Origin of the sequence: Aliivibrio finisterrensis, assembly GCF_008933155.1 — a bacterium.
GTDB lineage: Bacteria > Pseudomonadota > Gammaproteobacteria > Enterobacterales > Vibrionaceae > Aliivibrio > Aliivibrio finisterrensis.
Window position 1 is genome coordinate 14,892 of the sequence record NZ_WBVP01000001.1, and the last position, 23,905, is coordinate 38,796.

Here is a 23,905-nt window from a genome sequence, read left to right on the forward strand (position 1 = left end):
CGGTTATATTATTTGTTAGTCTCTAGTTTAAAATTAGCTGACTAATCGCTCAAATTCATCGATTTGTTGACTTACTCTGTCTAAGCTCTGTTGCCAAAAATCTTCTTTGGTTAAATCCATCTGTAAATGCTTTTGAACTACCTCTTCTGCTCGCATAGAGCCAGTATCACGCAATAAACTGACGTAATCTTGGTAGAAGCTCTCTCCTTTTGCCTCTCTTTGTGCATAAACACCAATACTAAATAAGTAACCAAATAAATATGGGTAATTATAAAAACTAACTTCAGGAATACTAAAGTGAAGCTTACTTGCCCAGAACATGGGGTCGGGCTCAGACATTGCATTACCGTACCATTCAGACCATGTTTGGCTCATTAAATCAGAGAGTTGAGTTGGCCCAAGCTCTTTCGTTGAACGTTGCTCATAAAATGCTTTTTCAAACTCATAACGTACTGGAATATTAATGGTTAATGCGAGTGCTGAAGATAATTCTTCCCATAGCATTTCGATTTTATCTTCTTTTGTTTTTGCTTTAGCCAGTAATGCATCACGAACAACGTTTTCTGCAAAGATTGACGCAGTCTCCGCTAACGTCATTGGATATTTGGTTTTGCATAATGGCATGTCTCGCATTACCCAGTTATGAAAGGCGTGACCTAACTCATGTGCAAGCGTTAATACATCAGACATGCTATTACCCCAAGTCATAAAGACTAAAGGAGTACGTGTATCTGCAAATTTAGTACAGTAAGCACCAAGACGTTTAGTTTCTTGTGGTGCGGCATCAATCCAGCCATTTTTAACCATCAAATCAACAAAATCTGTCATATCTTGAGACACACCAGCAAAAGCATCTTTGATGATTTCAATGGCTTCATCAAAGCTGTAATTAGAGGCCTCTCCTACTAATGGTGGCATTGACGCCTGTTGGTCCCATGGCGTTAACTGCTCAGTTCCAAACATTTTTGCCATTAAGCGTCCTGCTTTTTGTCCTACTGCGCGGTTCTTTTTTGCCACCGAGATCATGCTATCCAGCGTTTGTTGCTCAATACGACTACCATGTAGGCTTGGTTCAAGAAAGTGCAGCTTATTGGCAGCGCTACGCTTTTGGTATTCTGTTAATCTCCAACCTGCGAGTGCATTTAAGATGGCAGAAAAACTTTCTTGGTTTTGTTTCATTGCCAGCTGTATTGCGCGCCATGCTGGCTCTCTACGCAGTGTATCGCTGCCATAGAGAATACTTGCCGCTTGAGACAAGCCAATGATTTCCTCTGTTCCATTTGGAAGTTGCAGTGTCACTTTCATAGAGCCTGTAATATTGTCATATAAACGACCCCAGGCATTTTTACCATCAACACTCATGGCTGATAATAACTGCTCTTCTTTCACGCTTAGTCTGGTCGCTACCAGTTTTCTCTCTTCTTCTAATAAGAAACGTTGTGCTTCTAACTCATCGTTTAGTGACAATACTTGCTCAAAGCATTCCGTTGGTACATTTACAATCGCATCTAGATACGGACTAAAAGCTTGAGACAGGTCCGACGCAAGCTTTGTTACTTGATTAACCAATGCTTTGGCTTGAGAATTTAATGCATCTACAGAAGCAATGCAGTTACCATAGCTCCCCACCGTGGCTAGTTGCACTGAAATGGATTCTTTCTCAATAATCGCCTGCTGCAACCCATCAACGTTGACATTAATTTTATTAGCAGCGAAATGAAGAATACGCTCTTCAATTGAAGTAATGGTATTTGTTAGCTTTGGATCATCAAGTGATTGAAATGCGATAGAGAGATCCCAACTTGGTGCTGTCATTATCATGTCCTTTTATTTTGTTTTTTTACATCATAACAATTGAATTCATTGGATAAAGAATTTATTGATAGAGACGCATTTTTTAAGTTAATTCGTCTTAATTTTCTATTTTTTGAACCAACAAACACGCCCTGTGTCCTTTCTCTACTTTCGCATTTGGAAACACAATACTTTCGCCCCCACGTTGAGCCCGGTATTTAACCCCTTCATCTTCGGCAAGTAATTCATTCTCGTTAAATTGAGTAAAATTCGCTAAGTCAGATGGAAAATGAAATTCAAATTGTTCACTGTGTTTAATAATACTTCGGGTTACTTGGTATTCAATCACACTCGATGTAACCTTATCATTACCTTTATGGCTAGCATGGCTGAGAAAATGTCGGAGTTCTTTTTCAAAATCAGCAAGTAAGGTAAGATCATTTTCACCCATTTTTGCAACTTTACCTAGCTCAACAGTAGCAGCATGAGCGCCATGATGCTCTGCACTGTACCAACTAAAGGTTGATGATGGCGCTTCTGAAAATAAGCAGGCTTCGATTTTACTTTGTGATAGAAAGCGAAGTAATGGCTCTGATCTTTTGTAATGGCTGTTATATGGATGAATTGCAAAAGTGTAATGCTGCGATGAACGGATTGCACAATGAAGATCTAGATGCCATTTTTCTTGTGCATCATGTTTGGTAAAAAAGCGGTCCACACTTTCCATCAGCCTATTCGCTAAGGCTACTTCTACAGCGCTATCATCAGGGGTTTGATACCTGCTAAATAAACGATTCAAATTTGTATCAATAAAACGAGTATGTTGCTGTGTTGCTGCAGGATGTCCATAAATAAATAAACAAGGTTGAGTCAATGAGAGCTTACCGCTTTGAATATCTTCAATGATAGTATCAAGTAGTTCTATTGGAGATGTTTCATTACCGTGGAGCCCTGATGACAATACAACAGCACCGTTAGAGGTAAAATCTAAACTTGGGACAAACTCTACGACACCTCGACTATGATAAATAACCAGAGTGCCATCCGTAAGTAACCAACTTTTTTCTTTTACAGCGACAGATAAATCTAAGGTATTTTGAATAAATGAAATATGATCCATTGGTACCTCTCTTCCTTGGTAAAATATTCAACCAAAAAACTGTACCATTTACGTTAATGTTATTTAACAAAATACAAACAATTGTGTGAGTTCAAACACAATGGAACTCTAAGTTAGAAAAATCAAGACAATAAAAAAGCTGCATAACAAATAATTGTCATACAGCTTTCATTTTCTTCAGCCAAAGATGGCAAGATTATTTTTCTACTGGTAGATTCTCAACGCGGGCTTTCAGTTTCTGTCCCGGTTTAAATGTTACTACGCGGCGTGCAGAAATTGGAATATCTTCCCCAGTTTTTGGGTTACGTCCAGGTCGCTCGCTCTTTTCGCGTAAGTCAAAATTACCAAATCCAGATAATTTCACTTGCTCACCACTCTCTAGAGCTTGCTTAATCTCTTCGAAAAATACTTCTACCGTTTCCTTGGCGTCGCGTTTACTTAATCCAACTTTTTCAAATAAGGTCTCAGCCAAATCAGCTTTAGTGAGTGCCATAAAAACTACCCTCAAGTTACGTTAGACAGAGCTACAGTATTTACTGTAACTGGAAACTGAACAGTTAGAACAACAACTTAACATTCGTTCAACTCTTGACAGTGTATGCCAACTGACTGATTTTCGCCAACTTTTTTCTCAAAAATCATGGCGCATTTATGAGATAATGATCAAATTTATAAGCTTAATCTACTTAGATATCTTATATCAGCCTAACCTAAGTCATTGATTTGGAATATACCACTGGTAATGCGAGATTATTTAGAGCATTCGTTTGTATCTAAAATTGTGATGCTGACCAAATAATTATTAATAAATTTGAAAGTAAGCCATCTGTTTGATTGTGAACAAGTAAGCTTTAGACCTCGATGCTATATTCTAATCTATAGATACTAATCGAGTTTGTCTTCAGCATTATATACTGATACTCGATTGCAGTTTTCTCTCTTGCTTGGCCTAAAACGTAAATCTTTACCTCCGCGTTATTTTATAATAAAAAAATCCAGTACCAACAAACGCCAGTACTGGATTTTATATTCTTTCGTTAAAAAAGAAGTGTATTATTAGTCACGCAGTGTTGCTGAGAACTTCTCACCAATTGCAGCAACGATAGCGTCAACAGCTGAAGTGATATCAGCCTCTTCTAGCGTACGCTCAACAGATTGAAGTGTCAGTGCTATTGCAAGACTCTTCTTACCTTCTTCAACGCCTTGACCACGGTAAACATCGAACAGTTTCGCGCTAGTTAATAGCTCGCCACCTGATGCTAGACATTCAGCAACGATGTCACCAGAAGCAATTGCTTCGTCTGCAACGATCGCTATGTCACGACGGTTTGCAGGGAACTTAGATACTGCAGCAGCTTCAGGGATAACACGAGTGTTGATTGAATCCCACTCGATTTCAAACATGATGGTACGACCGTTCAAGCCAAACTTACGCTCTAGCTCTGGGTGTACTGTTCCGATGAAACCAACTTCTTTTCCGCCAACAACGATAGCTGCTGTTTGGCCTGGGTGAAGTGCTGGGTGTTTAGCGGCTTTAAACTCATACGCTAATTCGTTAGCAGTTAGTTCAAGAACAGCCTCTAAATCGCCTTTAAGGTCGAAGAAATCAACCGTGTTTGTTGCGATATCCCAATGCTCTTCACCACGAGTACCAGCGATGATACCAGCAAGCATCATTTCTTGACGCATGCCATTTTCTGCTGATTCTTCAGGAATAAAACGTAGACCCGATTCAAATAAACGAACGCGTGGTTGTTGACGCTTTTGGTTATGAACAACGGTGTTGATCAAACCAGTCCATAGGCTTAGGCGCATCGCTGACATGTCTGCTGAAATAGGGAATGGCAGAATTAACGGCTCAATTTCAGGCACGATCAGTTTTTGTTGCTCAGGCTCTACGAAGCTGTATGTAATTGCTTCGTGGTAACCACGGTCAACAAGAAGATCACGAACACGCTTAAGCGGTTGGTTTGCTTCTTTGTGATCGTTCATGTTTAGTGCAGCAACAGGTGCTTGGTTTGGAATGTTATTGTAACCGTAGATACGACCTACTTCTTCAATTAGGTCTTGCTCGATTGCAATATCAAAACGCCATGATGGAGATGTTGCTGTCCAGCCTGTGTCTGTCGTTTCAACAGAACAACCTAGACGCGTTAAGATCTCAACCACATCTGTTGATGGGATGTGATGACCTAATAGACCATCTAACTTGCTGCGACGTAATTCAACCGTGTTTGCTGTTGGAAGATCAGCGTCAGATTCTGCTGCAGAGATAGGAGCTACTTCGCCACCACAAAGTTCAACAAGAAGCTGTGTTGCACGCTCCATCGCTGTTACTTGTAATGTAGAGTCAACACCACGTTCAAAACGTAGAGAAGAATCAGTGTGTAGACCGTATGCACGTGCACGACCACGGATGTGATCAGGTGCGAAGAATGCACACTCAAGCATGATGTCAGTTGTTTCAGTCGTTACACCAGACTCTTTACCACCAAAGATACCAGCGATTGCTAATGCTTTATTTTGGTCTGCAATCACTAATGTATTATTGTTTAGCTTCGCTTCGTTGCCATCAAGAAGAGTCAGTTTCTCATCTTGCTCAGCCATACGAACCACAATGCCACCGTCGATCTTAGCTAGATCAAACGCGTGCATAGGTTGGCCTTGCTCAAGCATTACGTAGTTTGTAATATCAACAATCGCATCGATTGAACGGATACCACAACGACGCAGTTTCTCTTGCATCCAGATTGGTGTTTCAGCTTTTGCATTTACGTTCTTGATTACACGACCAAGGTAACGTGGACACGCTTCAGTTGCTTTAACTTCAATAGAAACCGTATCTTCAATACTTGTTGCTACTGCTTCAATAGTTGGTTCAACTACGTCTGCACGGTTAAGAACACCTACTTCACGAGCTAAACCACGAATGCTAAAACAGTCAGCACGGTTTGCTGTTAAGTCAACATCGATAGCAACATCGTTAAGCTCAAGAAGCTCACGAACGTCCATACCTAATGTAGAGCCTTCAGGTAATTCTAAAATACCGTCAGATTCAACATCAATACCTAGTTCAGAGAAAGAGCAAAGCATACCGTGTGATGGAACACCACGTAGTTTTGCTTTCTTAATTTTGAAGTCGCCAGGAAGTACAGCACCAACCGTCGCAACAGCAACCGTTAGACCAAGACGACAGTTAGATGCACCACAAACGATGTCTAAAAGCTCTTCTTCGCCGATATCAATTTTAGTTACACGAAGTTTGTCTGCGTCTGGGTGTTGACCACACTCAACCACTTTACCTACTTTAACGCCGGTGAACTCACCAGCAACAGGTGCAACTTCATCAACTTCCAAACCAGCCATTGTGATTTGGTGAGCTAGCTCTTCGCTGTTAATAGCAGGTTTAACCCACTCGCGTAGCCAAGATTCACTGAATTTCATAAATTTCTAGCCCCGAATTACTTGAATTGTTTAAGGAAACGAAGGTCGTTCTCGAAGAACGCACGAAGGTCATTTACGCCGTAACGAAGCATAGTTAGACGCTCAACACCCATACCAAACGCGAAGCCTGAGTATTTTTCAGGGTCGATGCCAACAGAGCGAAGTACGTTAGGGTGAACCATGCCACAACCTAATACTTCTAACCATTTGCCATCTTTACGCTTCACATCAACTTCAGCTGAAGGCTCTGTGAACGGGAAGAATGAAGGACGGAAACGCACTTCAACTTCTTCTTCAAAGAAATTACAAAGGAAATCGTGAAGAATACCTTTAAGTTGTGCAAAGTTTACGTTCTCATCAACTAACATACCTTCCACTTGGTGGAACATCGGTGTGTGAGTTTGATCGTAATCGTTACGGTAAACACGACCCGGAGCGATGAAACGGAATGGTGGTTTGCCATTTTCCATTGTACGGATCTGAACACCTGATGTATGCGTACGTAGCATTAGATCAGGGTTAAAGAAGAACGTATCGTGGTCAGTACGCGCTGGGTGATCGTCTGCAATATTTAGCGCATCGAAGTTATGGAATGCATCTTCAATTTCAGGACCAGATTCAGTGCTGAAACCTAATTCACCAAAGAATTGCTCAATACGCTCAACGGTACGAGTAACTGGGTGTAAACCACCGTTCTCGATACGACGGCCTGGAAGGCTTACATCGATAGTTTCAGCAGCAAGTTTCGCTTCAAGCTCTGCAGTTTGAAGTGAATCTTTACGTTCAACTAATAACGTTTGAACCGCTTGCTTTGCTTTATTGATCAGTTGACCTGCTTCACGACGCTCTGAAGGATCTAGTTTACCTAGTCCTTGAAGCTGAAGTGTCAAATGCCCTTTTTTACCTAAGTATTGAACACGGACTTCGTCCAGAGCGACTAAAGAGCCTGCTTGTTCAATTTCTGCCGTTGCATTGGCAATGATCTCGTCTAGATGTTGCATCGTTTCCTCATCCACTTATAGGTGGTATCCGTTGCGAGTAAAATACATATCAGCACATAGTAATAAATCACAGCGCTAAATCCAAACTGAATTGGATAAAATAGCTGATCTAATAGAAAAAAGTACTTTTCCTAGCCAAATGCCTATAGAACGCCTACCAATTCCCCTCTTTTTGCATGGCTATCATTTTTATTTTATTCAATTTTTCACGCCATAGAACAAAAAAGAAAAGATCAAGTGAAAATGATAGTAATTATCATTCGCAATATGTATTATCTTTCCGAATTATGAGACTACACACTTTCAAGGAATTAACATGTCTAATAAAAAAACGCTCTTAGCTGCGTCTATTTTAGTTGCTATCTCGCCTATCCTTCATGCAAAAACCTCTTCTAATGCGAATGCAACAATGTTTGATGAGGTTGTTGTATCGGCAACCCGTACAGAGCAAAATATTAAAGACGTATCGAGCTCAATATCAAAAGTAACTGCAGAAGACATTGATAAGACAATGGCGACCAGTGTTCAAGATGCTTTAAAATATACACCAGGGGTAGCTGCAAATGGTGGCGGTCGTTTTGGTTTATCAGGGTTCACTATTCGTGGTATGAGTGACAGCCGTATTAAAATGTTAGTTGATGGAGTTCAACAACCTACCCCATACAATCCAGGATCCAATGAACAGCGTAAATACCCAAGTGCTATTGAAATTGATACATTAAAAGTAATTGAAGTAAACAAAGGCCCATCTTCTACTCTATACGGTTCAGATTCTCTTGGCGGTACCATCCTAATGGAGACTAAAAATCCCGAAGATATTTTAAGAACCGAGGGAGACGAGAACGCTTTTGAAGTAAAAACAGGCTATAACAGCGTAGATTCAAGCACGAAAACTACAGGGACATGGGCAATGCGTGCTGCTGAGCTAGAAACTCTAATCATGCTGACATATAAAAAAGGCAGTGAATCACAAACCCATTCTAACGCTGCAGATATTGAAGGCCCAGATCGTGGAGCTGCAAATCCAGCAGATGCACAAATTGGTAACCTATTAGCAAAAGCCTTTTACCAATTAAATGACTCGCATCGTATCGGCACGACTGTGGAATATTACACCTCTCAATATGATGAAGATGAGCTTTCCCAAAATGGTTATTCTATGATGATGATGGGCAACCCTATCATTACTTATTATGACAATTACAATAAAGACACAACAACTCGATTACGCGTTGGTTTAGAGCATGAATGGACAGCTAATAATGCGCTATTCGATACGCTAGAATCAAAATTAAATGTACAACAAACTGAATCATTATCTGAAAACTACGATACTTCAACTGGGCCTTACGGCAGTGGTCGCCGTATGCGTGAACGTATTGCTAACGATGATTCAATCCAATTTGATGCACAGTTTGATAAAATCGCTGAGTTTGGAGAAGGTTTCCACCAAATCACTTATGGCCTAAGCTTTAGACAAAACAAGTTCGCAACTGAAAATACCGATTATAGATACGATAAAGGAACCGTTGGGCCGGGCCATACTGATATGCCTGATGCAACCATGACGCAATATGGTATTTTTGCGCAGGACCAAGCTTTCCTACTTAATGAACAATTAGTGCTAACTGCTGGTTTACGTTATGACTCATTTGAAGCTAAACCAGAGACCAATGACGGTTTTAAAACAGAATACCCTGACAGCAAAAATGACGCTTTTACGGCTAAATTAGGGTCGGTTTACCACATCAATAATAGCTTCAGTATACTTGCTCAAGTCAGCCAAGGTTTTAAAGCTCCTACCATACAAGACATGTACTACTTCTATGACAGTGGCGCTGTCATTGATGCAAACCCAGATCTAAAAGCGGAAAGCAGTATCTCGTATGAAGCAGGTATTCGAGCACAATCTAATGCCGCACAAGTTGAATTAATTGCTTTCTATAATGATTATTCTGATTTCATCAACCAAAAATACATAGGCAAAGTCGTTGGTGGCCCTAACGATGGTAAAGAGCAGTATACAAAAGAGAATATCGATTCTGTAGAAATTTATGGGGTTGAGTTTAGTTCTACTTACTTATTGGATGAAGCGTTTAATGCACCTCAAGGAACCTATTCGAAGCTAAGTATTGCTTATGCTGAAGGCCGAGATAAAAAAACTGGTGCATCAATAGACAGTGTTGCCCCACTCACTTCACACCTAGGTTTAGGTTATGACTCTGTCGGCTATACTTACGGTGCTTTATTAAATATAAATATGGTTGCGGCAAAAGATAAATGGTCAAACGTTGGTCATGAAAACATTGATATTGCAGGCTACACCTTGGTTGATTTAACCGCTTACTACAAACCAATGAAAGATTTAACACTTCGTGGTGGTTTATTTAATGCATTTGATAAACAATACTGGCTATACAACGACATGATTGGTACTGAATCTGGTGATGATGGAATTGATCGTAAAGCTCAAGCAGGTCGCAACTGGGGCATTGAGTTAGATTATAAATTCTAAAAATGAATTAAATTCAACGTTAATTGGCTAGTTCAAAGCGGCATCATTGCCGCTTTCTGGGTTCATGCCAAAAATAGTAATTACCTATACTATTTTGAGAATTAGTCCATGTTTAAAAACGATATGCATAAAAAAAGCCCAATTGCTTGAGCTTTAAATCGATTAATTATGTGAGAGCTAAATTACGCTATTCTCTTCTTGTGCCCTTGTTCTAAATGAACAAAATCGACAAGATCATCGCCACTCACTTGAAACGCTTGACCAAACCCTTTTACGAATAATCCTTGAATTGGTTTTAATCGGAACATTTTAAAATCGTCTAATAAGCTCAAGCCATCGATAATATCGCCAAAACGTTGTTTCATTTCATCAACGGCTAACTGCCAATTTTCTTCTTCTCTATCAATTAGAATAGCGGTTGCATCGAACGTCAGTCTTTTACGAGCAAACAGTTGTTTCGATGAATCCTCATCTTCTACGAGCATTAATGATGCATCAGGGTTTTGCAGAAGATTCCTTGCATGACGTGCTATCTCAGAGATCAGCACATAGTAACCATCTTCTAATAACACAAAAGGAGCGTAGCTTACATTTGGCTTCCCTTCGCAATCTACTGTTGCTAATTGAAGGGTTTTACGTGAATCACGAAACTCTTGAATTTCAGGACCAAGACGATTTTGTAATCTTTCCTGCTTAACATTTGAATTCATTTTTCTTTCCTTTTTAATTTGGTGCTGAGTTGTATGCTGAGCTGACTATTTTTTATTTATATTCTTGTTTTAAGACAGTAAACGCTGCAACTTGTTCTGGAATAAGTTGACGCTTTTTATCTCGACCTAAATAGATCTTAAATACTGAGTGGCCTTCATGATTAAAGAAGCCAAAGTAATGGCTTTCTGTCCCTCTGAACGGCTTGCTAATCAGTGCGATATCTTGAATTAAATCTAATTTTAAGTGACCGTGTAACTGCCCCTCTCGCCCCATCAGGTTATAGTAACCATGCGCTATTTTCCCCTTTGGAAACGGCGCTTTAACTTCAAAGATAGAACCAAATGAATGCACGATGGCCGTTACATCACCAAAACCTGTTAGCCCTTCTAAAATCTCTTGGGTTTTCAGGCCAGAAACCATAGTCACCATCTCTTTAGGTAATGATTTAACCACTTCGACTTCACTAATAGACAGTTGCTTAGCAATATCACTTGGTAATAATGATGGGTCATTTTCTAATAATTCGATAACGTGTTTATTCACTGGAATACTCTTATTATGTTGATTAAATTTATGCAGCATGCTCATTAAAAACAGGCTGTTTGTTTGTCATTGATAAACATCCTCACTTATCTGCTGCATTAATACTTTTCTGGATAGGCGGAGAAAAACGCTCACTAAACAAATCTGCCGAGATAGGCATTGCGCCTCCCCCAGCATGAGCGAATGCTTTTCTTTGAAAGGCATACAGCAATGGCTCTGGTGTACTTTCACCGACAAGTGAAATAGGTAGCTGATTTAAGTCAATTTCTGTTCTCATGATTTCAATTCTTTTTAACTCGTTACTTCAAAGAGTTTTGCTTCTTTTTATATCATAAAGTATTTTCAAATGAGAATGCAATTGATAATTGATATCATTCTTGTTTTGTTTATAATGTTGTCATCTTAAAAAGTACTGAATTAAATGGAGACATTCGTGCTGAACTTTCGTTATCTAGCGGCAGCTGGTATTTCATTAGCTATTCATACCGCGCTTATCTGGTCTGTTCCTGAAAAAAAAGCCTTTGCTATGCCTACAGGTAGTACTTCCTCACACGTCAATATCCAGTTTGTCGCACCAAGCGTTCCTACCCCTCAATCAGTGCAAACGAAAAAAAATGAGGTAATAAAACCGAAAGAGCAAGCCACCGTTGAAAAGACAGTTCAAAAACAAGTGGCGGAAAATAAACCCGTAAAATCTAAACCAAAGTCTAAACCTAAAAATAAAGTGGTAAAAAAACCAACGATTTCAAAGCCAATTGAGCCTAAAAAAAAGATTCTTAAAGAAAAAGCAGAAACCAAATCAACAACTAAAACGGCTAAGAAAACAGACAAACCTGTTGAAAAAGAATCAACAGCGAAACCTGTCGCTTCTAAATCAGGGGCAACAGAAAAGCCACAATTAATCCAAAAACCGAGTTTCTTAACACGCCCTAATGCACCACGTTACCCTCGCATCGCGCAACGTAAAGGCATTGAAGGTACTGCGCTATATGAAATTTGGCTAAATGAAAATGGAAAACAAATTAAACAAGAGTTAATCACCTCATCAGGCGCACAAGTTCTCGATGAAGCCGCTCTTAATGCGATTCGTGATTGGCAATTTTCACCTCAAGTTATCAATGGCCAAGCGATTGCACACCGTGTGCAGATCCCTGTCAGATTTTCACTAAATTAATCAGTTATACCGGATTTAACTATGCTTAACTTTTCACACTTATATTCGCAACTTGGCATTATGGCTCTACCGCTATTAGGCTGCTCATTACTCACTCTTGCCTTGTTATTAGAACGAACCATCCAGCTTTTACTTTTTTCTGGCTGCTCTCATAAAAAAATACAGTCAACACTAACTCAATTAAAAAAAGACGATACACAAGGCATTCATTCCTTTATTCAAGAGTTGAAAAAACGTCGTGCTCTCTCAGCAAAAGGCAATGCCATGCTACTTGCCCATCGTGATTTTGAAAAAGGATTACGAGAGGATGTGGCAGGATTATGGCTTCAAGAAAAACGTCATCAATTACGTACTGGATTACGTCTTTTAGCTCTTATTGGCATGATCAGCCCATTACTCGGCTTATTAGGTACGGTTCTTGGCTTAATTGATATGTTTAAAGATGTAGCCGCAACAACGGGCTCTATTACACCCAATATTTTGGCTGATGGTTTAGGGTTAGCAATGCGTACAACGGCAATTGGTTTGATCATTGCCTTACCTGCTATCGCAAGCTCACAGCTTCTAGGCTTATGGGCTGATCGTATCTTGTCACGTTTAGAGCATTCATTAAATTACACTAATTTGTGGATTGAAGGCGTATTTAGCTCAAATGATTCAATGAGTGAGAACATCCAACATAAAATCATCAAGGTGAATGCATGATTAAGTCACCTTCCTCTGCTGCTGAAGAATCCATTCAGCCTGATCTGACCCCTTTACTCGATATTATTTTCATCGTAATGGTCTTCTTATTACTCACCGCTACCGTGAAACTTCAATCTTTAGAAGTGAGCTTACCGACAGCGGATACCGAATCGGTAAGTGACGTAGACAGTAAGTCTTTTACCATCAATATATTAGAACAACCGCCATATTGGGGGTTGGATGGCCATTCTTATTCCACTTGGCCTTCCTTTACTAGCGCATTACTGAAAAAAGTAAAAAGTAAGCCTGAGTTTCAAGTGGTTATCGCCTCTGATAAGACGGCTGAAATTCAGCATATGGTGAAATTATTGGCCTTTTTACAAGACAATAATATTAAAGCGACTCAAATTTTAATGGACGAAAATAAATCATGATTAACTCAAAAATTACCTCTTCTCTTCTTGCTATTGCATTGCTTTTATTCTCATCCATTAGTACGGCACAAGAGCGTATTATTAGTGCTGGAAGTGCCGTTACGGAGCTAATTTACGCGCTAGGTGCAGAAGACTCTCTTATTGCCGTTGATGTAACGAGCAAAATGCCGCAGACACAATCCTTACCTAAAATTGGTTATCACCGTCAATTATCAACAGAAGGCTTACTGGCTTTGCAGCCAACACAAATTATTGGCTCCGATGAAATGGGACCACAAACTACATTAGATTTACTTTCTCAATCGAATGTAAAAGTGAATATCGTAAACACGACACCAACGGTTCAAGGCTTGTTAAATCGTATTGACGAAATTGCCTCTATTACTCAGCATCAATCGCAAGCAGAAGCCATCAAGGATCAAGTAAATAAAAAGGTCGCGTTACTAAACAGTAATATTCCAAGTAAAGCGAAACAGAAAAAAGTCATTTACCTTTTATTACATGAAGGCAGAGCACCTTATGTGGCAGGCAGTGATACGACAATGGATGAATTGATTCATTTAGCAGGAGCAAATAACCCTGCAAGCTCATCGATATCATCGTTTAAACCTATTTCAATGGAGGCAATGATCTCAATGCAACCTGACGTTGTTTTAGTCAGCAACCGCAGTATCAAGACGTTAAAGGGCATTGATAATATTATCGAATCGATTCCAACCTTAGCCTCAACGCCTGCTGGTATTAATAAACAAATTATTGGTATTGATGGCTCAGCACTCGTCGGTGGCCTTGGCTTGGCGACACTTGATGAAGCCGCTCGTTTGAATACCCTTCTTTATCCTTAAGTGATTATTATGTTGTTAAAATACCTCTCTTATTCAAAATTACTGTGGTTAAGTGGTTTTTCTCTGCTCATTATCGCAGTAAGCTCCATTGCGACAGGACCAATGAACATTACGCTAAGTGATAGTTTTCATAGCCTTATGCCTTGGTCAACCGCTGAAATTCCAGCACACATCAATTTGATCATTCATCAAGTTCGCCTACCAAGAACTATCCTTTGTATGCTTGTTGGTGCCATATTGGCTATTTCTGGGGTTGTCATGCAGGGATTATTTCGCAATCCTCTTGCTGAACCAGGGATCATTGGTGTATCTGCGGGGGCCGCACTTGGTGCAGCAATGGCAATCGTATTATTTTCATCCGTTGCTCAGCAGTTTCCTATTTTTATGAATTTTGCCGCTGTACCTATTTTTGCTTTTCTTGGTGGCGCAATAACCACGCTCATTGTCTATCGATTAGGAACCAGTAAATTTGGTACCTCAATTACCGTTATGCTACTCGCTGGTGTTGCCATTAGCGCATTATCTGGTGCTGGAATTGGCTATTTGAATTTCATTGCTGATGATCAAATGCTGCGTGACCTCTCGTTATGGTCTATGGGATCATTAGCCGGAGCAAAGTGGAATGACCTACTGCTTGCAAGTATTGGTCTTATTACCTTGCTTGTTTTATTTATGAAAAATGCGTCAGGACTTAACGCCCTACTTCTTGGTGAAGCGGAGGCAAAACATTTAGGCATTAATGTTCAATCATTAAAGAAACGTATGATCATTTTAAGTGCTGTCGGCGTTGGTATTACCGTTAGCTTATCTGGAATGATTGGGTTTATTGGATTAATCATCCCTCACCTTGGTCGTATGCTATCTGGACCAAACCATAAAACCTTATTACCACTTTCAGCATTACTTGGTGGTCTTTTATTAACTGCAGCAGATATGTTTGCCCGAGTTGCCGTTAGCCCTGCTGAACTGCCTGTTGGTATCGTGACGGCCATTATTGGTGCGCCTTTCTTTTTGTATTTACTCTTTACCCAACGAGGTAAAATTTAATGAGCCTTTCTTCATTAGCTATCTCAGCCAACAACATTTCTTATCGCATTGGATCTAAAATAATTTTAGATGACATTAACTTAGATCTTCGTTGTGGTGAAGTCACAACACTACTTGGGCCAAATGGTGCCGGAAAAAGTACATTACTGAAATTGTTATGTGATGAAATTACCTCTTTTAATGACATTCGTTATTTCGGAAAAACAAAAGGTCAATGGGATAGTAATGAACTAGCAAAACGACTTGGGGTTCTTCCACAGCACAGCACCCTATCCTTTGCTTTTAATGTAAGTGAAGTGGTTGAACTTGGAGGATTGCCATTAGCGCTATCCAATCAAGCATTACGAAAAATCACATCGAGCATGATGCAAAAAACAGGAATTGAACACTTAGCTGAAAGATCCTATCCCTCTTTATCTGGTGGTGAAAAACAACGTGTTCATTTAGCGCGAGTGCTAACCCAAGTGAGCCAACATCAACAGAAGATCGTGATGCTAGATGAACCAACATCAGCGTTAGATCTTTCACACCAACACAATACGTTAAGATTAGCGAAGGACTTAGCAAATGAAGGCGCTGCGGTTATTGTGGTACTACATGATTTGAATTTAGCTGCACAATATTCAGATAGAGTCATTGTTCTTCAAGATGGGAAGCTACAAGCAGATGGCGCGCCATGGGAGGCAATAACAGCAGAAATGATAGAAGCGGTTTATGGACACAAAACCTTAGTGCAAGCTCACCCCACGTTGAATTTCCCTGTGGTGTTTGCTGCATAAGTTTTTGTAGTATAAAAAAAGGAGAGCTAGTGCTCTCCTTATTTAGTCTTAAAGCCTTTGAAACTGTTCTAATTAAAGAGCAGCTTTCGCCTTAGCAACAAGAGCAGCGAATGCTACTTTGTCGAATACAGCGATGTCAGCTAGGATCTTACGATCGATTTCAATAGATGCTTTCTTAAGACCGTTAATGAAACGGCTGTAAGACATCTCGTTTTGACGAGCTGCAGCATTGATACGAGCGATCCAAAGTTGACGGAAAACACGCTTTTTGTTACGACGGTCACGGTAAGCATATTGACCTGCTTTAGTAACTGCCTGGAAAGCTACACGGTAAACACGTGAACGTGCTCCGTAGTAACCTTTAGCTTGTTTTAGAACTTTCTTATGACGTGCACGAGCTTGTACACCACGTTTTACGCGAGGCATTGTGTCTCTCCTAAACTAAAATTAAATAAATACTAAAAATTATGCGTATGGAAGCATACGTGCAACTGCTGCTACTTCACATTTTGGAAGTAGAGAGTTTGGACGAAGCTGACGCTTGTTTTTAGTAGTACGTTTAGTCAGGATGTGACGTTTCGTAGCGTGCTTAAATTTGATACCACCAGCAGTTTTCTTAAAACGCTTAGAAGCACCTTTGTTTGATTTCATCTTAGGCATGATGAATATAACTCCGCATTGTTGCGTGATTAAACATATAGTAATTAGGCGAATAAAACAGGATAACTGCGAGCAGCTACCCCACTTTACTACTTGAATGCACTAAATTACTTCTTCTTAGGGGCCAACACCATAATCATCTGGCGACCTTCAATTCTCGATGGGAAAGATTCAACTAGAGCAAACTCTTCAGTATCCGCTTTCAAACGATTAAGAACGTCAACACCGATGTTTTGGTGAGCCATTTCGCGGCCACGGAAGCGAATTGTTACCTTCACTTTGTTGCCGTCTTCAAGGAAACCAGTCAGGTTGCGTAGTTTTACCTGATAGTCTCCAATATCAGTTCCAGGTCTAAATTTAATTTCTTTAGTCTGAACCTGTTTTTGTTTTTTCTTCTGTTCTTTAGCAGCCTTAGCCTTTTCGAAGAGGAATTTGCCATAGTCCATCACACGACAAACTGGTGGCTCGGCATTCGGGCTGATTTCAACTAGATCGACACCTGCTTCAAGTGCAACGTCTAACGCTTCATTTAGTGAAACGACACCAACTGATTCGCCATCTAGACCTGTAAGGCGCACTTCTTTAACGCCAGTAATTTCACCGTTTAGACGATGAGCATTTTGTTTAGCCGGCTGTTGGGCTCTTTTTCCGCCTTTAATACCTTATTCCTCCACAGTATTGAGCGTTCGGGCACTAACTTCTTGCTGCAGGAATGCAACAAAATCATCAATTTTAAATTTACCCAAATCTTTACCTTTACGAGTACGTACTGCAATTTCGCCAGCTTCCATTTCTTGGTCACCACAAACAAGCATGTACGGAACACGTTTCAAAGTATGTTCCCTGATTTTAAAGCCAATCTTCTCATTTCTCAAGTCCGCTTTGGCTCTAAATCCATTTTTTTGCAGTTTTTTTGCAATTTCTTGTACATAATCAGCTTGTTTGTCTGTAATGCCCATTACAATTGCTTGTTCTGGAGCCAACCATGTTGGGAAAAAGCCTGCGTAATCTTCAATTAAGATACCAATGAATCGCTCAAGAGAACCTAAAATCGCGCGGTGAATCATCACTGGTGTGTGACGTTCGTTATCTTCACCTACGTAAGTTGCCCCTAAACGCTCTGGTAATGCAAAATCGAGTTGTACTGTACCACATTGCCACGCACGGTCCAGACAATCATGCAAAGTAAATTCAATTTTCGGTCCGTAGAATGCACCTTCACCCTCTTGAATCTCATAAGCGATTTCCATAGACTCTAGAGCAAGGATTAAATCGGCTTCTGCTTTGTCCCACATTTCATCAGAACCCACACGTTGTTCAGGACGTGTAGATAACTTAACTACGATGTTTTCAAAACCGAACGTTGTATATGTATCATAAACCATCTCAATACATGATTTCACTTCATCTTGTACTTGTGCTTCTGTACAGAAGATATGTGCATCATCTTGAGTAAAGCCACGAACACGCATGATGCCGTGTAAAGCACCTGATGGTTCGTTACGGTGACATGAACCGAACTCAGCCATACGTAATGGCAGATCACGGTATGATTTCAGACCTTGGTTAAAGATTTGAACGTGACCAGGACAGTTCATAGGCTTGATAGCGTATTCACGGTTCTCAGAGCTTGTTGTGAACATCGCCTCAGCGTATTTATCCCAGTGACCAGAACGCTCCCAAAGTACACGGTCCATCATTAATGGGCCTTTAACTTCTTGGTAATCGTATTCTGTTAGTTTTTCACGTACGAATACTTCTAGCTCACGGAAGATGGTCCAACCGTTGTGGTGCCAGAAAACCATACCTGGAGCTTCTTGTTGCATATGGAACAGATCAAGATGTTTACCAATCTTACGGTGGTCACGCTTTGCTGCTTCTTCTAGGCGGATAAGATGTGCTTTAAGCAGTTTCTTATCTTGGAATGCAGTGCCATAGATACGTTGAAGCATTTTGTTGTCGCTATTACCACGCCAGTATGCACCAGCTACACTCAGAATCTTAAAGTTCTGGCAGAAACTCATGTTTGGTACGTGAGGACCACGACACATGTCGATGTATTCTTCATGATGGTATAAACCTGGACGATCGTCTTTAGATACGTTTTCGTCAAGGATTTCAATTTTGTACGTTTCGCCACGAGCATCGAATGCATCGCGCGCTTCTTGCCAGCTTACGTTCTTCTTGATTACTTGGTACTTGGTTTTAGCAAGGTCTTTCATACGCTTTTCAATCTTATCAAGATCTTCTTGCGTTAAAGAATGCTCCATATCGATATCGTAGTAGAAACCGTTATCAATAGTTGGGCCAATCGCCATTTTAGCTTCAGGGAAAAGCTGCTTAACTGCGTGACCTAAAAGGTGCGCACAAGAGTGACGAATGATTTCTAAACCGTCTTCATCTTTTGCTGTGATGATTTCAAGTTGTGCGTCATTTTCAATTAAATCACACGCATCAACACGAACGCCATCAACACGACCAGCGATGCAAGCTTTCGCAAGACCTGGACCGATGTCAGCAGCAACATCCATAGTAGAAACAGCATTATCGAATTGACGTTGAGAACCGTCTGGAAGAGTAATTACAGGCATGTTTTATCCTTTACAGTGGTGTTGCACACGAAGCAACACATGCTAAAAATTAATAAGTCTAAATAATAGATTGTCTAAGATGTAAGGATCAATCAACCACACAAAGGTCGGGAACACTTACAAGTCGGTCATTGTACGACTCTTAATTAGCTAATGCAAAAAAGAATCGAGATCACAAAAATGATGTCGATTCTTTTTAAAGTGATAAGTAATGTTCCTTATCTAAATACGTAAAATTTTCTGTACTGCGTTATGTATCTCTGCGCTTGAAGCATTTGTATTTAGTGAAAAAGAGACATATTGGTCGCCACGATTAAAACCCATCGACCGATCGACTTCAGCTAAACAATGAAGTACTTGCCCATCGAGAATAAACGACAGCTCTATCTCTTTTTTATTCATGAATCCATTACTTCTAAATTCAATCTCTTGGTAACCACCAGAGTGCGATTTAAAGTGACCACCATTAAGATAGCCCTGCTCTACATCCGCTTTCACCATACTAAAGCCGGCCTGCTCTATTTGACTAATAATGGCAGCGGCAACAGGCATTGGTTTTACAATCAGTAAATCACGGTCGGTTGGATCAATCGCAAAATCAATATCTAGAACAGTTTCAACCCAAACATCACAATGGTTATCACGAACATTTAATGCTGTAATTGGTGTCTCATCTGGCAATTTAATCGTAAATTGCATTTCCTTTTTCTCATTGGCTTGAATAGTAAATGGATTCACCGCCTGAGTATGGAATAAGGTTAACGTTTGATAACTGGTTCCGCTGTCACTTTCAACTTTCACTTCCGTATTAAGTTTTAGATGAATAGCATCAATCTGCTGTTCAATATCCCCACCTTGGATGTGAACCGTACCAATTAGTGTATCACCTTGAAATAATTCTGGGTTTTCTAAAATGGTATCTACTTTTGCAGCCCCTATACCTAATGACGCCTTTAGCTTTTTAAACATCCTTTCGTCCTTTTTCTATGTTTATTCTTATTTTACTTCATCTATATATATGGCTTATATAGAGTCTTAGAATGGTATTAAAGATTAAGTTCCTAAAATCTGCATTGGTAATTGTAACAAGGCATCACCACTGCTATCAAAGTACCAAATAATTCCTATAAGTGAACTAACTAAACCTACATACCATGCCGCTGATACCAATTGGCCATACTTGTCGAGTGGCAGTAAATGGCTATGATGACGAGCACGCCACTCAAATACGATTTCAAGACTTCCCATAATAAGTAAGAAACCAAAAAGTGCGAGACCTAATTGGTAACTTAATAGAACACCACCTACTGCAGCTAATGCGCATAATGTAATACCTAACTTACTGTTCATTGAGAAACTGATACTTTTAAGTACATGCCCCCCATCTAACGGCAATATTGGCAATAAATTAAATAGATTCAAAAAGGCGTTAAATACAGCAAGACCAGCAAAGAACATCTCGCCGGTTATCAAATAAACTACCATCAATATTAAGGAGAGAATCAAACCAAAGAATGGCCCCATAATTGAGATAACAACATCTTGCCAACGTGTATTTATTTTCTCATCACTGAGTGCTAAACCACCAAGGAACGGGATTAAGTAGATACCTTTAGTTTTCATGCCAAAGTATTTCATTGCGCGAATATGGCCGTATTCATGAAAAACAAGGCAAGCAATAAGTGATAATGCAAACTCAATAGAAAAAAGCCATGAGTACGCGGCAATACTGGCGGAAGCTAAAGCCACTTTAATTAACTTTGCACTTTTTAACGCTTTCATCCCTAACGAAACAAGCCCTATCAAGCTGAATTTTCTTTCCGCTTTAATTGGCGTATGCGGTATTTGCTGCTCAATATCTTTTGTATTACGAGAGCCTTCTGCAATTAACTGACCATCAACCATTGCACTATATTCAATAAGAAAAGGCTGCCATGTCACTTTAGCTTCTAAGCGGCAAGTTAATATACTTTCGCCTTGATTGAGCTGAAATTCATGCACGTAATGATCTTGATGATCAGCAGACGCCGCTTGTTGTGCAACTAAAGTATTGCTCCAAAATACTTGCTGCCAACCCGCCATAGAACCTTCTAAGCGCAATGGTTGGCCTAAAAAATCGATAGATAATAATTCCATTACTTACCTTTACTTTCTTATACTAAATGGTATGAAATAACGTACAGTTGACCTTTATTTGGATAGATCTCTTCAATAATATTTTTAAGTTCTTCTAGCGTCATGTTTTCTTGCTCAGCATGGTACTGGTTAAGATCATCAAAGCTAATTGGATCAACAGCATCAATCGCTAAACGACAAAAACGACGGTTGTCTTCATAAGTGCTCACTTCAACTTCTGTTCCTACAACGTAATCTTTTTCAGATTCGTCACGGATAGTAATGACTTTTTTACTCGATAAAATATCTGATTCAAAACGCTCAAAGAATGTCATTGTTGTTGGTGCTACTTTCATTGTGTTTTCCTAATGTAATTCGAGCTGCGACAATGCAGCTCGAAAATTAATTATTGATATAATACTGTTAATTAACCAAAGCAGTAATTTGCCCAATGTGCTAAACCAGCGGTAACCGAACCAAAGTAGTTACCGCCTACAATTTCGATGTTTGGCAACTGTTGTTGTAAGGCTGCACGTAAAATTGGAGAGCGCGCTGAACCACCTGTAACATAAATAATATCAGGCGTTTTACCCGCTTGTTGAATCGCTTCTTTTACTAACTTATTAATGTTGTCTTGTGGTTTTGCAATCGCTTCTGCTAAGTCAGACTGATTAAGAGATAATGATAAACCTTCATCTAAGTAACTTAGATCAATCGCATGCTCTAGATGCTCTGATAACGCGATTTTCGTTTGCTCTGCATCACGCAATAACTTGTAGCTTAGTTTCTCATCATACAGCTTGATTAAGCGAGCCAATTTTTCCGGCTCTTGAGTATCGTTCATCATCTGTAAAAGATGTTTACGGTTACCAAACCCAAAGAAATCCAGTTGAGCAACAATATTATTAATTGCTATTGGGTTCCAGAACTGTGTCATTGGTAACTCAAGGCCTTTATGAGTGCGGCTTTGAGAACCTAACAGTGGCATTAATTGACGATGCGCTAAATGAATGTCTAAATCGTTACCGCCAATACGTGAACCACTATGAGATAAAATTCCTTTAGTACGATCATGATAATCACGCCATGATGGTCCCATTTGAATCATTGAGCAGTCTGTTGTACCACCACCGATATCAACAATCAGTACCGTTTTATCTTCGGTCAGTGTTTGTTCATAATCTAGACCGGCAGCAACAGGTTCAAATTGGAACTCAATATTTTTAAAACCGACACGGATAGCTGCACGAGTTAAGATCGAGATCGCCTGTGTATTGGCATCATCACTTGCTGCACCTTGGAAGTTAACAGGACGGCCAATCACGGTCGATGTGATATCTTGTTGTAATTCTTGCTCTGCATTATTTTTGATGTTCTTCATCATTGCAGTAACAAGATCTTCAAATAAGCTTACTTGAACATCACGTAAACCAGATACACCAAGGAAAGACTTTGGTGATTTTACGTAATACACCTCTTCAGGATCATCAATATAAGTATTTAGAGCGGCTTGGCCAAATGTCATCGACTCAGCATCGACATCAATATCTTCTTCGCGGTTAAAAGAAATTGCAGTATGAAGTAAGCGCTCATTAATATCTGTGCTTGGTTGAACGCCCCAAATACGGAAAAGATATTCAGAAACCGCTTCTCGTGTAGGCGCACATAATGCAGAAGGAATAAACGTACTATCCCCTTCTAACTTTAATAGTTTCGCTTGATTATCTAGAATGGTCGCCACTGAGCAGTTAGCGGTTCCGTAGTCAAATCCAATAAACATTGTTGTACACCTAGCTTCGATAAAAGGGAGCTGATTTTACTCGCTTGTTGCCGCTTTGCCAATCAAAATGAGAAAGATGCTGCTATTCCAACCTGATCTTGATTAATTACAGGCACAATCATTACTTGATTTGAGTCTATATACTTGTCAGTCACTAAATATTGGATCGTTGTTGCCAATACTGCTCCAGCAATAACATCTCGCCAATAGTGATGTTCGTTCTCTACTCGTGAATATCCAACTAACCCTGCGCCAATATAAGCAGGAAGACCATACTCCCAACCATAACGAAACTGTAGATAGGATGCGCCTTGGAATGCTGATGATGAATGCCCTGATGGAAAACTAAGATTGTCTTCGCCATTCGGACGCTCTTCTTTCACGGTATATTTTAATGCTTGTGTTGCAACTAGCGTGTATGCTGCTCCTTTAGCGAACATCCAAAACCCATCATAGTCTTCTTTATATAAAGCTATCGACCCCGCAATCACTGGGATTCCAACCGTACCAATGTCTGCGGCCATATCTCCTGATTTTTTCTCTTCTGCACAAGTAAAAGAACTCATAAAAATAAATAAACCTGCTATTCCTATTTTTACTAACGATTTCATTGGTAGCCTTTATTTAAGCAATCACTGCATGTAGGTATTATTTCTGAGATTATA

24 protein-coding genes are annotated in these 23,905 nt (G+C 39.9%); 7 read left to right on the forward strand and 17 right to left on the reverse strand.

Annotated features, from left to right (window positions below):
* Positions 1 to 33: 33 nt before the first annotated feature.
* The 5 genes from F8B77_RS00060 to pheS form a co-directional block, all read right to left on the reverse strand.
* Complete coding sequence (locus F8B77_RS00060) at positions 34 to 1,815, reverse strand: M3 family oligoendopeptidase (protein ID WP_151652661.1); 1,782 nt, start codon at positions 1,813 to 1,815, stop codon at positions 34 to 36.
* 97 nt (positions 1,816 to 1,912) lie between these two features.
* Positions 1,913 to 2,914: a succinylglutamate desuccinylase gene (locus F8B77_RS00065; protein WP_151652663.1), complete on the reverse strand. Its 1,002-nt coding sequence runs from the start codon at positions 2,912 to 2,914 to the stop codon at positions 1,913 to 1,915.
* 196 nt (positions 2,915 to 3,110) lie between these two features.
* A complete protein-coding gene (gene ihfA, locus F8B77_RS00070) occupies positions 3,111 to 3,407 on the reverse strand; it encodes an integration host factor subunit alpha (RefSeq protein ID WP_005419121.1) in 297 nt (98 codons plus the stop codon).
* A 563-nt stretch (positions 3,408 to 3,970) separates the two neighbouring features.
* A complete protein-coding gene (gene pheT / locus F8B77_RS00075; RefSeq protein WP_151652665.1) occupies positions 3,971 to 6,358 on the reverse strand; it encodes a phenylalanine--tRNA ligase subunit beta in 2,388 nt (795 codons plus the stop codon).
* Positions 6,359 to 6,375: 17 nt separating this feature from the next.
* Positions 6,376 to 7,359: a phenylalanine--tRNA ligase subunit alpha gene (pheS, locus tag F8B77_RS00080; protein WP_045102137.1), complete on the reverse strand. Its 984-nt coding sequence runs from the start codon at positions 7,357 to 7,359 to the stop codon at positions 6,376 to 6,378.
* Between the two features lie 316 nt (positions 7,360 to 7,675).
* On the opposite strand from pheS, the gene F8B77_RS00085 reads away from it, so the two are divergent.
* Complete coding sequence (locus F8B77_RS00085; RefSeq protein WP_151652667.1) at positions 7,676 to 9,874, forward strand: TonB-dependent hemoglobin/transferrin/lactoferrin family receptor; 2,199 nt, start codon at positions 7,676 to 7,678, stop codon at positions 9,872 to 9,874.
* Positions 9,875 to 10,056: 182 nt separating this feature from the next.
* Here F8B77_RS00085 and hutZ read toward each other — a convergent pair whose 3' ends face one another.
* From hutZ to F8B77_RS00100, 3 genes are read right to left on the reverse strand one after another with little or no spacing between them, the layout of a single operon-like run.
* On the reverse strand, positions 10,057 to 10,584 hold the full coding sequence (gene hutZ / locus F8B77_RS00090) for a heme utilization protein HutZ (RefSeq protein WP_151652669.1): 528 nt from the start codon (positions 10,582 to 10,584) through the stop codon (positions 10,057 to 10,059).
* A 52-nt stretch (positions 10,585 to 10,636) separates the two neighbouring features.
* Complete coding sequence (gene hutX / locus F8B77_RS00095; RefSeq protein ID WP_208846037.1) at positions 10,637 to 11,167, reverse strand: heme utilization cystosolic carrier protein HutX; 531 nt, start codon at positions 11,165 to 11,167, stop codon at positions 10,637 to 10,639.
* Positions 11,168 to 11,210: 43 nt separating this feature from the next.
* On the reverse strand, positions 11,211 to 11,405 hold the full coding sequence (locus tag F8B77_RS00100) for a hypothetical protein (RefSeq protein ID WP_244298146.1): 195 nt from the start codon (positions 11,403 to 11,405) through the stop codon (positions 11,211 to 11,213).
* A gap of 156 nt (positions 11,406 to 11,561) precedes the next feature.
* Between F8B77_RS00100 and F8B77_RS00105 the strand changes: the two genes are divergently transcribed.
* From F8B77_RS00105 to F8B77_RS00130, 6 genes are read left to right on the forward strand one after another with little or no spacing between them, the layout of a single operon-like run.
* Positions 11,562 to 12,302, forward strand: a complete 741-nt coding sequence (locus F8B77_RS00105; protein WP_167512715.1) for an energy transducer TonB — start codon at positions 11,562 to 11,564, stop codon at positions 12,300 to 12,302.
* A 21-nt stretch (positions 12,303 to 12,323) separates the two neighbouring features.
* Positions 12,324 to 13,007: a MotA/TolQ/ExbB proton channel family protein gene (locus F8B77_RS00110; RefSeq protein ID WP_151652675.1), complete on the forward strand. Its 684-nt coding sequence runs from the start codon at positions 12,324 to 12,326 to the stop codon at positions 13,005 to 13,007.
* Complete coding sequence (locus F8B77_RS00115) at positions 13,004 to 13,423, forward strand: ExbD/TolR family protein (RefSeq protein ID WP_130086857.1); 420 nt, start codon at positions 13,004 to 13,006, stop codon at positions 13,421 to 13,423. The genes F8B77_RS00110 and F8B77_RS00115 overlap by 4 nt, the downstream gene beginning before the upstream one ends.
* Positions 13,420 to 14,268, forward strand: coding sequence for a heme/hemin ABC transporter substrate-binding protein (locus F8B77_RS00120; protein ID WP_130046261.1), 849 nt, complete (start codon positions 13,420 to 13,422; stop codon positions 14,266 to 14,268). Before F8B77_RS00115 ends, F8B77_RS00120 begins: the two co-directional genes overlap by 4 nt.
* 9 nt (positions 14,269 to 14,277) lie before the next feature.
* A complete protein-coding gene (locus F8B77_RS00125) occupies positions 14,278 to 15,315 on the forward strand; it encodes a FecCD family ABC transporter permease (protein WP_151652678.1) in 1,038 nt (345 codons plus the stop codon).
* A complete protein-coding gene (locus tag F8B77_RS00130) occupies positions 15,315 to 16,094 on the forward strand; it encodes a heme ABC transporter ATP-binding protein (protein ID WP_151652680.1) in 780 nt (259 codons plus the stop codon). The genes F8B77_RS00125 and F8B77_RS00130 overlap by 1 nt, the downstream gene beginning before the upstream one ends.
* 72 nt (positions 16,095 to 16,166) lie before the next feature.
* On the opposite strand, the gene rplT is transcribed toward F8B77_RS00130, so the two are convergent.
* From rplT to F8B77_RS00175, 9 genes are all read right to left on the reverse strand, one after another.
* Entirely contained in the window at positions 16,167 to 16,520 is a 354-nt protein-coding gene (rplT, locus tag F8B77_RS00135; protein ID WP_045102152.1) for a 50S ribosomal protein L20, read from the reverse strand.
* Positions 16,521 to 16,559: 39 nt separating this feature from the next.
* Complete coding sequence (gene rpmI, locus F8B77_RS00140; RefSeq protein WP_005419080.1) at positions 16,560 to 16,754, reverse strand: 50S ribosomal protein L35; 195 nt, start codon at positions 16,752 to 16,754, stop codon at positions 16,560 to 16,562.
* A 107-nt stretch (positions 16,755 to 16,861) separates the two neighbouring features.
* A complete protein-coding gene (infC, locus tag F8B77_RS00145; protein ID WP_130047836.1) occupies positions 16,862 to 17,413 on the reverse strand; it encodes a translation initiation factor IF-3 in 552 nt (183 codons plus the stop codon).
* A gap of 3 nt (positions 17,414 to 17,416) precedes the next feature.
* On the reverse strand, positions 17,417 to 19,345 hold the full coding sequence (gene thrS / locus F8B77_RS00150) for a threonine--tRNA ligase (RefSeq protein WP_130045361.1): 1,929 nt from the start codon (positions 19,343 to 19,345) through the stop codon (positions 17,417 to 17,419).
* A gap of 222 nt (positions 19,346 to 19,567) precedes the next feature.
* Positions 19,568 to 20,314 carry a sporulation protein gene (locus tag F8B77_RS00155; protein ID WP_151652682.1) on the reverse strand — a complete coding sequence of 249 codons (747 nt, stop codon included), beginning with the start codon at positions 20,312 to 20,314 and terminating at the stop codon, positions 19,568 to 19,570.
* Between the two features lie 84 nt (positions 20,315 to 20,398).
* Positions 20,399 to 21,481, reverse strand: a complete 1,083-nt coding sequence (locus F8B77_RS00160; protein WP_151652684.1) for a site-2 protease family protein — start codon at positions 21,479 to 21,481, stop codon at positions 20,399 to 20,401.
* Between the two features lie 17 nt (positions 21,482 to 21,498).
* Positions 21,499 to 21,816 carry a N(4)-acetylcytidine aminohydrolase gene (gene yqfB, locus F8B77_RS00165; protein WP_130045358.1) on the reverse strand — a complete coding sequence of 106 codons (318 nt, stop codon included), beginning with the start codon at positions 21,814 to 21,816 and terminating at the stop codon, positions 21,499 to 21,501.
* 71 nt (positions 21,817 to 21,887) lie between these two features.
* Positions 21,888 to 23,240, reverse strand: a complete 1,353-nt coding sequence (yegD, locus tag F8B77_RS00170; protein ID WP_130047838.1) for a molecular chaperone — start codon at positions 23,238 to 23,240, stop codon at positions 21,888 to 21,890.
* A 62-nt stretch (positions 23,241 to 23,302) separates the two neighbouring features.
* Positions 23,303 to 23,851 carry a phosphatase PAP2 family protein gene (locus tag F8B77_RS00175; RefSeq protein ID WP_151652686.1) on the reverse strand — a complete coding sequence of 183 codons (549 nt, stop codon included), beginning with the start codon at positions 23,849 to 23,851 and terminating at the stop codon, positions 23,303 to 23,305.
* Between the last annotated feature and the right edge of the window lie 54 nt (positions 23,852 to 23,905).

What these genes read in the sequence shown, in the direction of transcription:
- F8B77_RS00060 (WP_151652661.1), bottom strand. Translation starts at nt 1,815, where the DNA reads ATGACAGCACCAAGTTGGGATCTCTCTATCGCATTTCAATCACTTGAT.
- F8B77_RS00065 (WP_151652663.1), bottom strand. Translation starts at nt 2,914, where the DNA reads ATGGATCATATTTCATTTATTCAAAATACCTTAGATTTATCTGTCGCT.
- ihfA (WP_005419121.1), bottom strand. Translation starts at nt 3,407, where the DNA reads ATGGCACTCACTAAAGCTGATTTGGCTGAGACCTTATTTGAAAAAGTT.
- pheT (WP_151652665.1), bottom strand. Translation starts at nt 6,358, where the DNA reads ATGAAATTCAGTGAATCTTGGCTACGCGAGTGGGTTAAACCTGCTATT.
- pheS (WP_045102137.1), bottom strand. Translation starts at nt 7,359, where the DNA reads ATGCAACATCTAGACGAGATCATTGCCAATGCAACGGCAGAAATTGAA.
- F8B77_RS00085 (WP_151652667.1), top strand. Translation starts at nt 7,676, where the DNA reads ATGTCTAATAAAAAAACGCTCTTAGCTGCGTCTATTTTAGTTGCTATC.
- hutZ (WP_151652669.1), bottom strand. Translation starts at nt 10,584, where the DNA reads ATGAATTCAAATGTTAAGCAGGAAAGATTACAAAATCGTCTTGGTCCT.
- hutX (WP_208846037.1), bottom strand. Translation starts at nt 11,167, where the DNA reads ATGCTGCATAAATTTAATCAACATAATAAGAGTATTCCAGTGAATAAA.
- F8B77_RS00100 (WP_244298146.1), bottom strand. Translation starts at nt 11,405, where the DNA reads ATGAGAACAGAAATTGACTTAAATCAGCTACCTATTTCACTTGTCGGT.
- F8B77_RS00110 (WP_151652675.1), top strand. Translation starts at nt 12,324, where the DNA reads ATGCTTAACTTTTCACACTTATATTCGCAACTTGGCATTATGGCTCTA.
- F8B77_RS00115 (WP_130086857.1), top strand. Translation starts at nt 13,004, where the DNA reads ATGATTAAGTCACCTTCCTCTGCTGCTGAAGAATCCATTCAGCCTGAT.
- F8B77_RS00120 (WP_130046261.1), top strand. Translation starts at nt 13,420, where the DNA reads ATGATTAACTCAAAAATTACCTCTTCTCTTCTTGCTATTGCATTGCTT.
- F8B77_RS00125 (WP_151652678.1), top strand. Translation starts at nt 14,278, where the DNA reads ATGTTGTTAAAATACCTCTCTTATTCAAAATTACTGTGGTTAAGTGGT.
- F8B77_RS00130 (WP_151652680.1), top strand. Translation starts at nt 15,315, where the DNA reads ATGAGCCTTTCTTCATTAGCTATCTCAGCCAACAACATTTCTTATCGC.
- rplT (WP_045102152.1), bottom strand. Translation starts at nt 16,520, where the DNA reads ATGCCTCGCGTAAAACGTGGTGTACAAGCTCGTGCACGTCATAAGAAA.
- rpmI (WP_005419080.1), bottom strand. Translation starts at nt 16,754, where the DNA reads ATGCCTAAGATGAAATCAAACAAAGGTGCTTCTAAGCGTTTTAAGAAA.
- thrS (WP_130045361.1), bottom strand. Translation starts at nt 19,345, where the DNA reads ATGCCTGTAATTACTCTTCCAGACGGTTCTCAACGTCAATTCGATAAT.
- F8B77_RS00155 (WP_151652682.1), bottom strand. Translation starts at nt 20,314, where the DNA reads ATGTTTAAAAAGCTAAAGGCGTCATTAGGTATAGGGGCTGCAAAAGTA.
- F8B77_RS00160 (WP_151652684.1), bottom strand. Translation starts at nt 21,481, where the DNA reads ATGGAATTATTATCTATCGATTTTTTAGGCCAACCATTGCGCTTAGAA.
- yqfB (WP_130045358.1), bottom strand. Translation starts at nt 21,816, where the DNA reads ATGAAAGTAGCACCAACAACAATGACATTCTTTGAGCGTTTTGAATCA.
- yegD (WP_130047838.1), bottom strand. Translation starts at nt 23,240, where the DNA reads ATGTTTATTGGATTTGACTACGGAACCGCTAACTGCTCAGTGGCGACC.
- F8B77_RS00175 (WP_151652686.1), bottom strand. Translation starts at nt 23,851, where the DNA reads ATGAAATCGTTAGTAAAAATAGGAATAGCAGGTTTATTTATTTTTATG.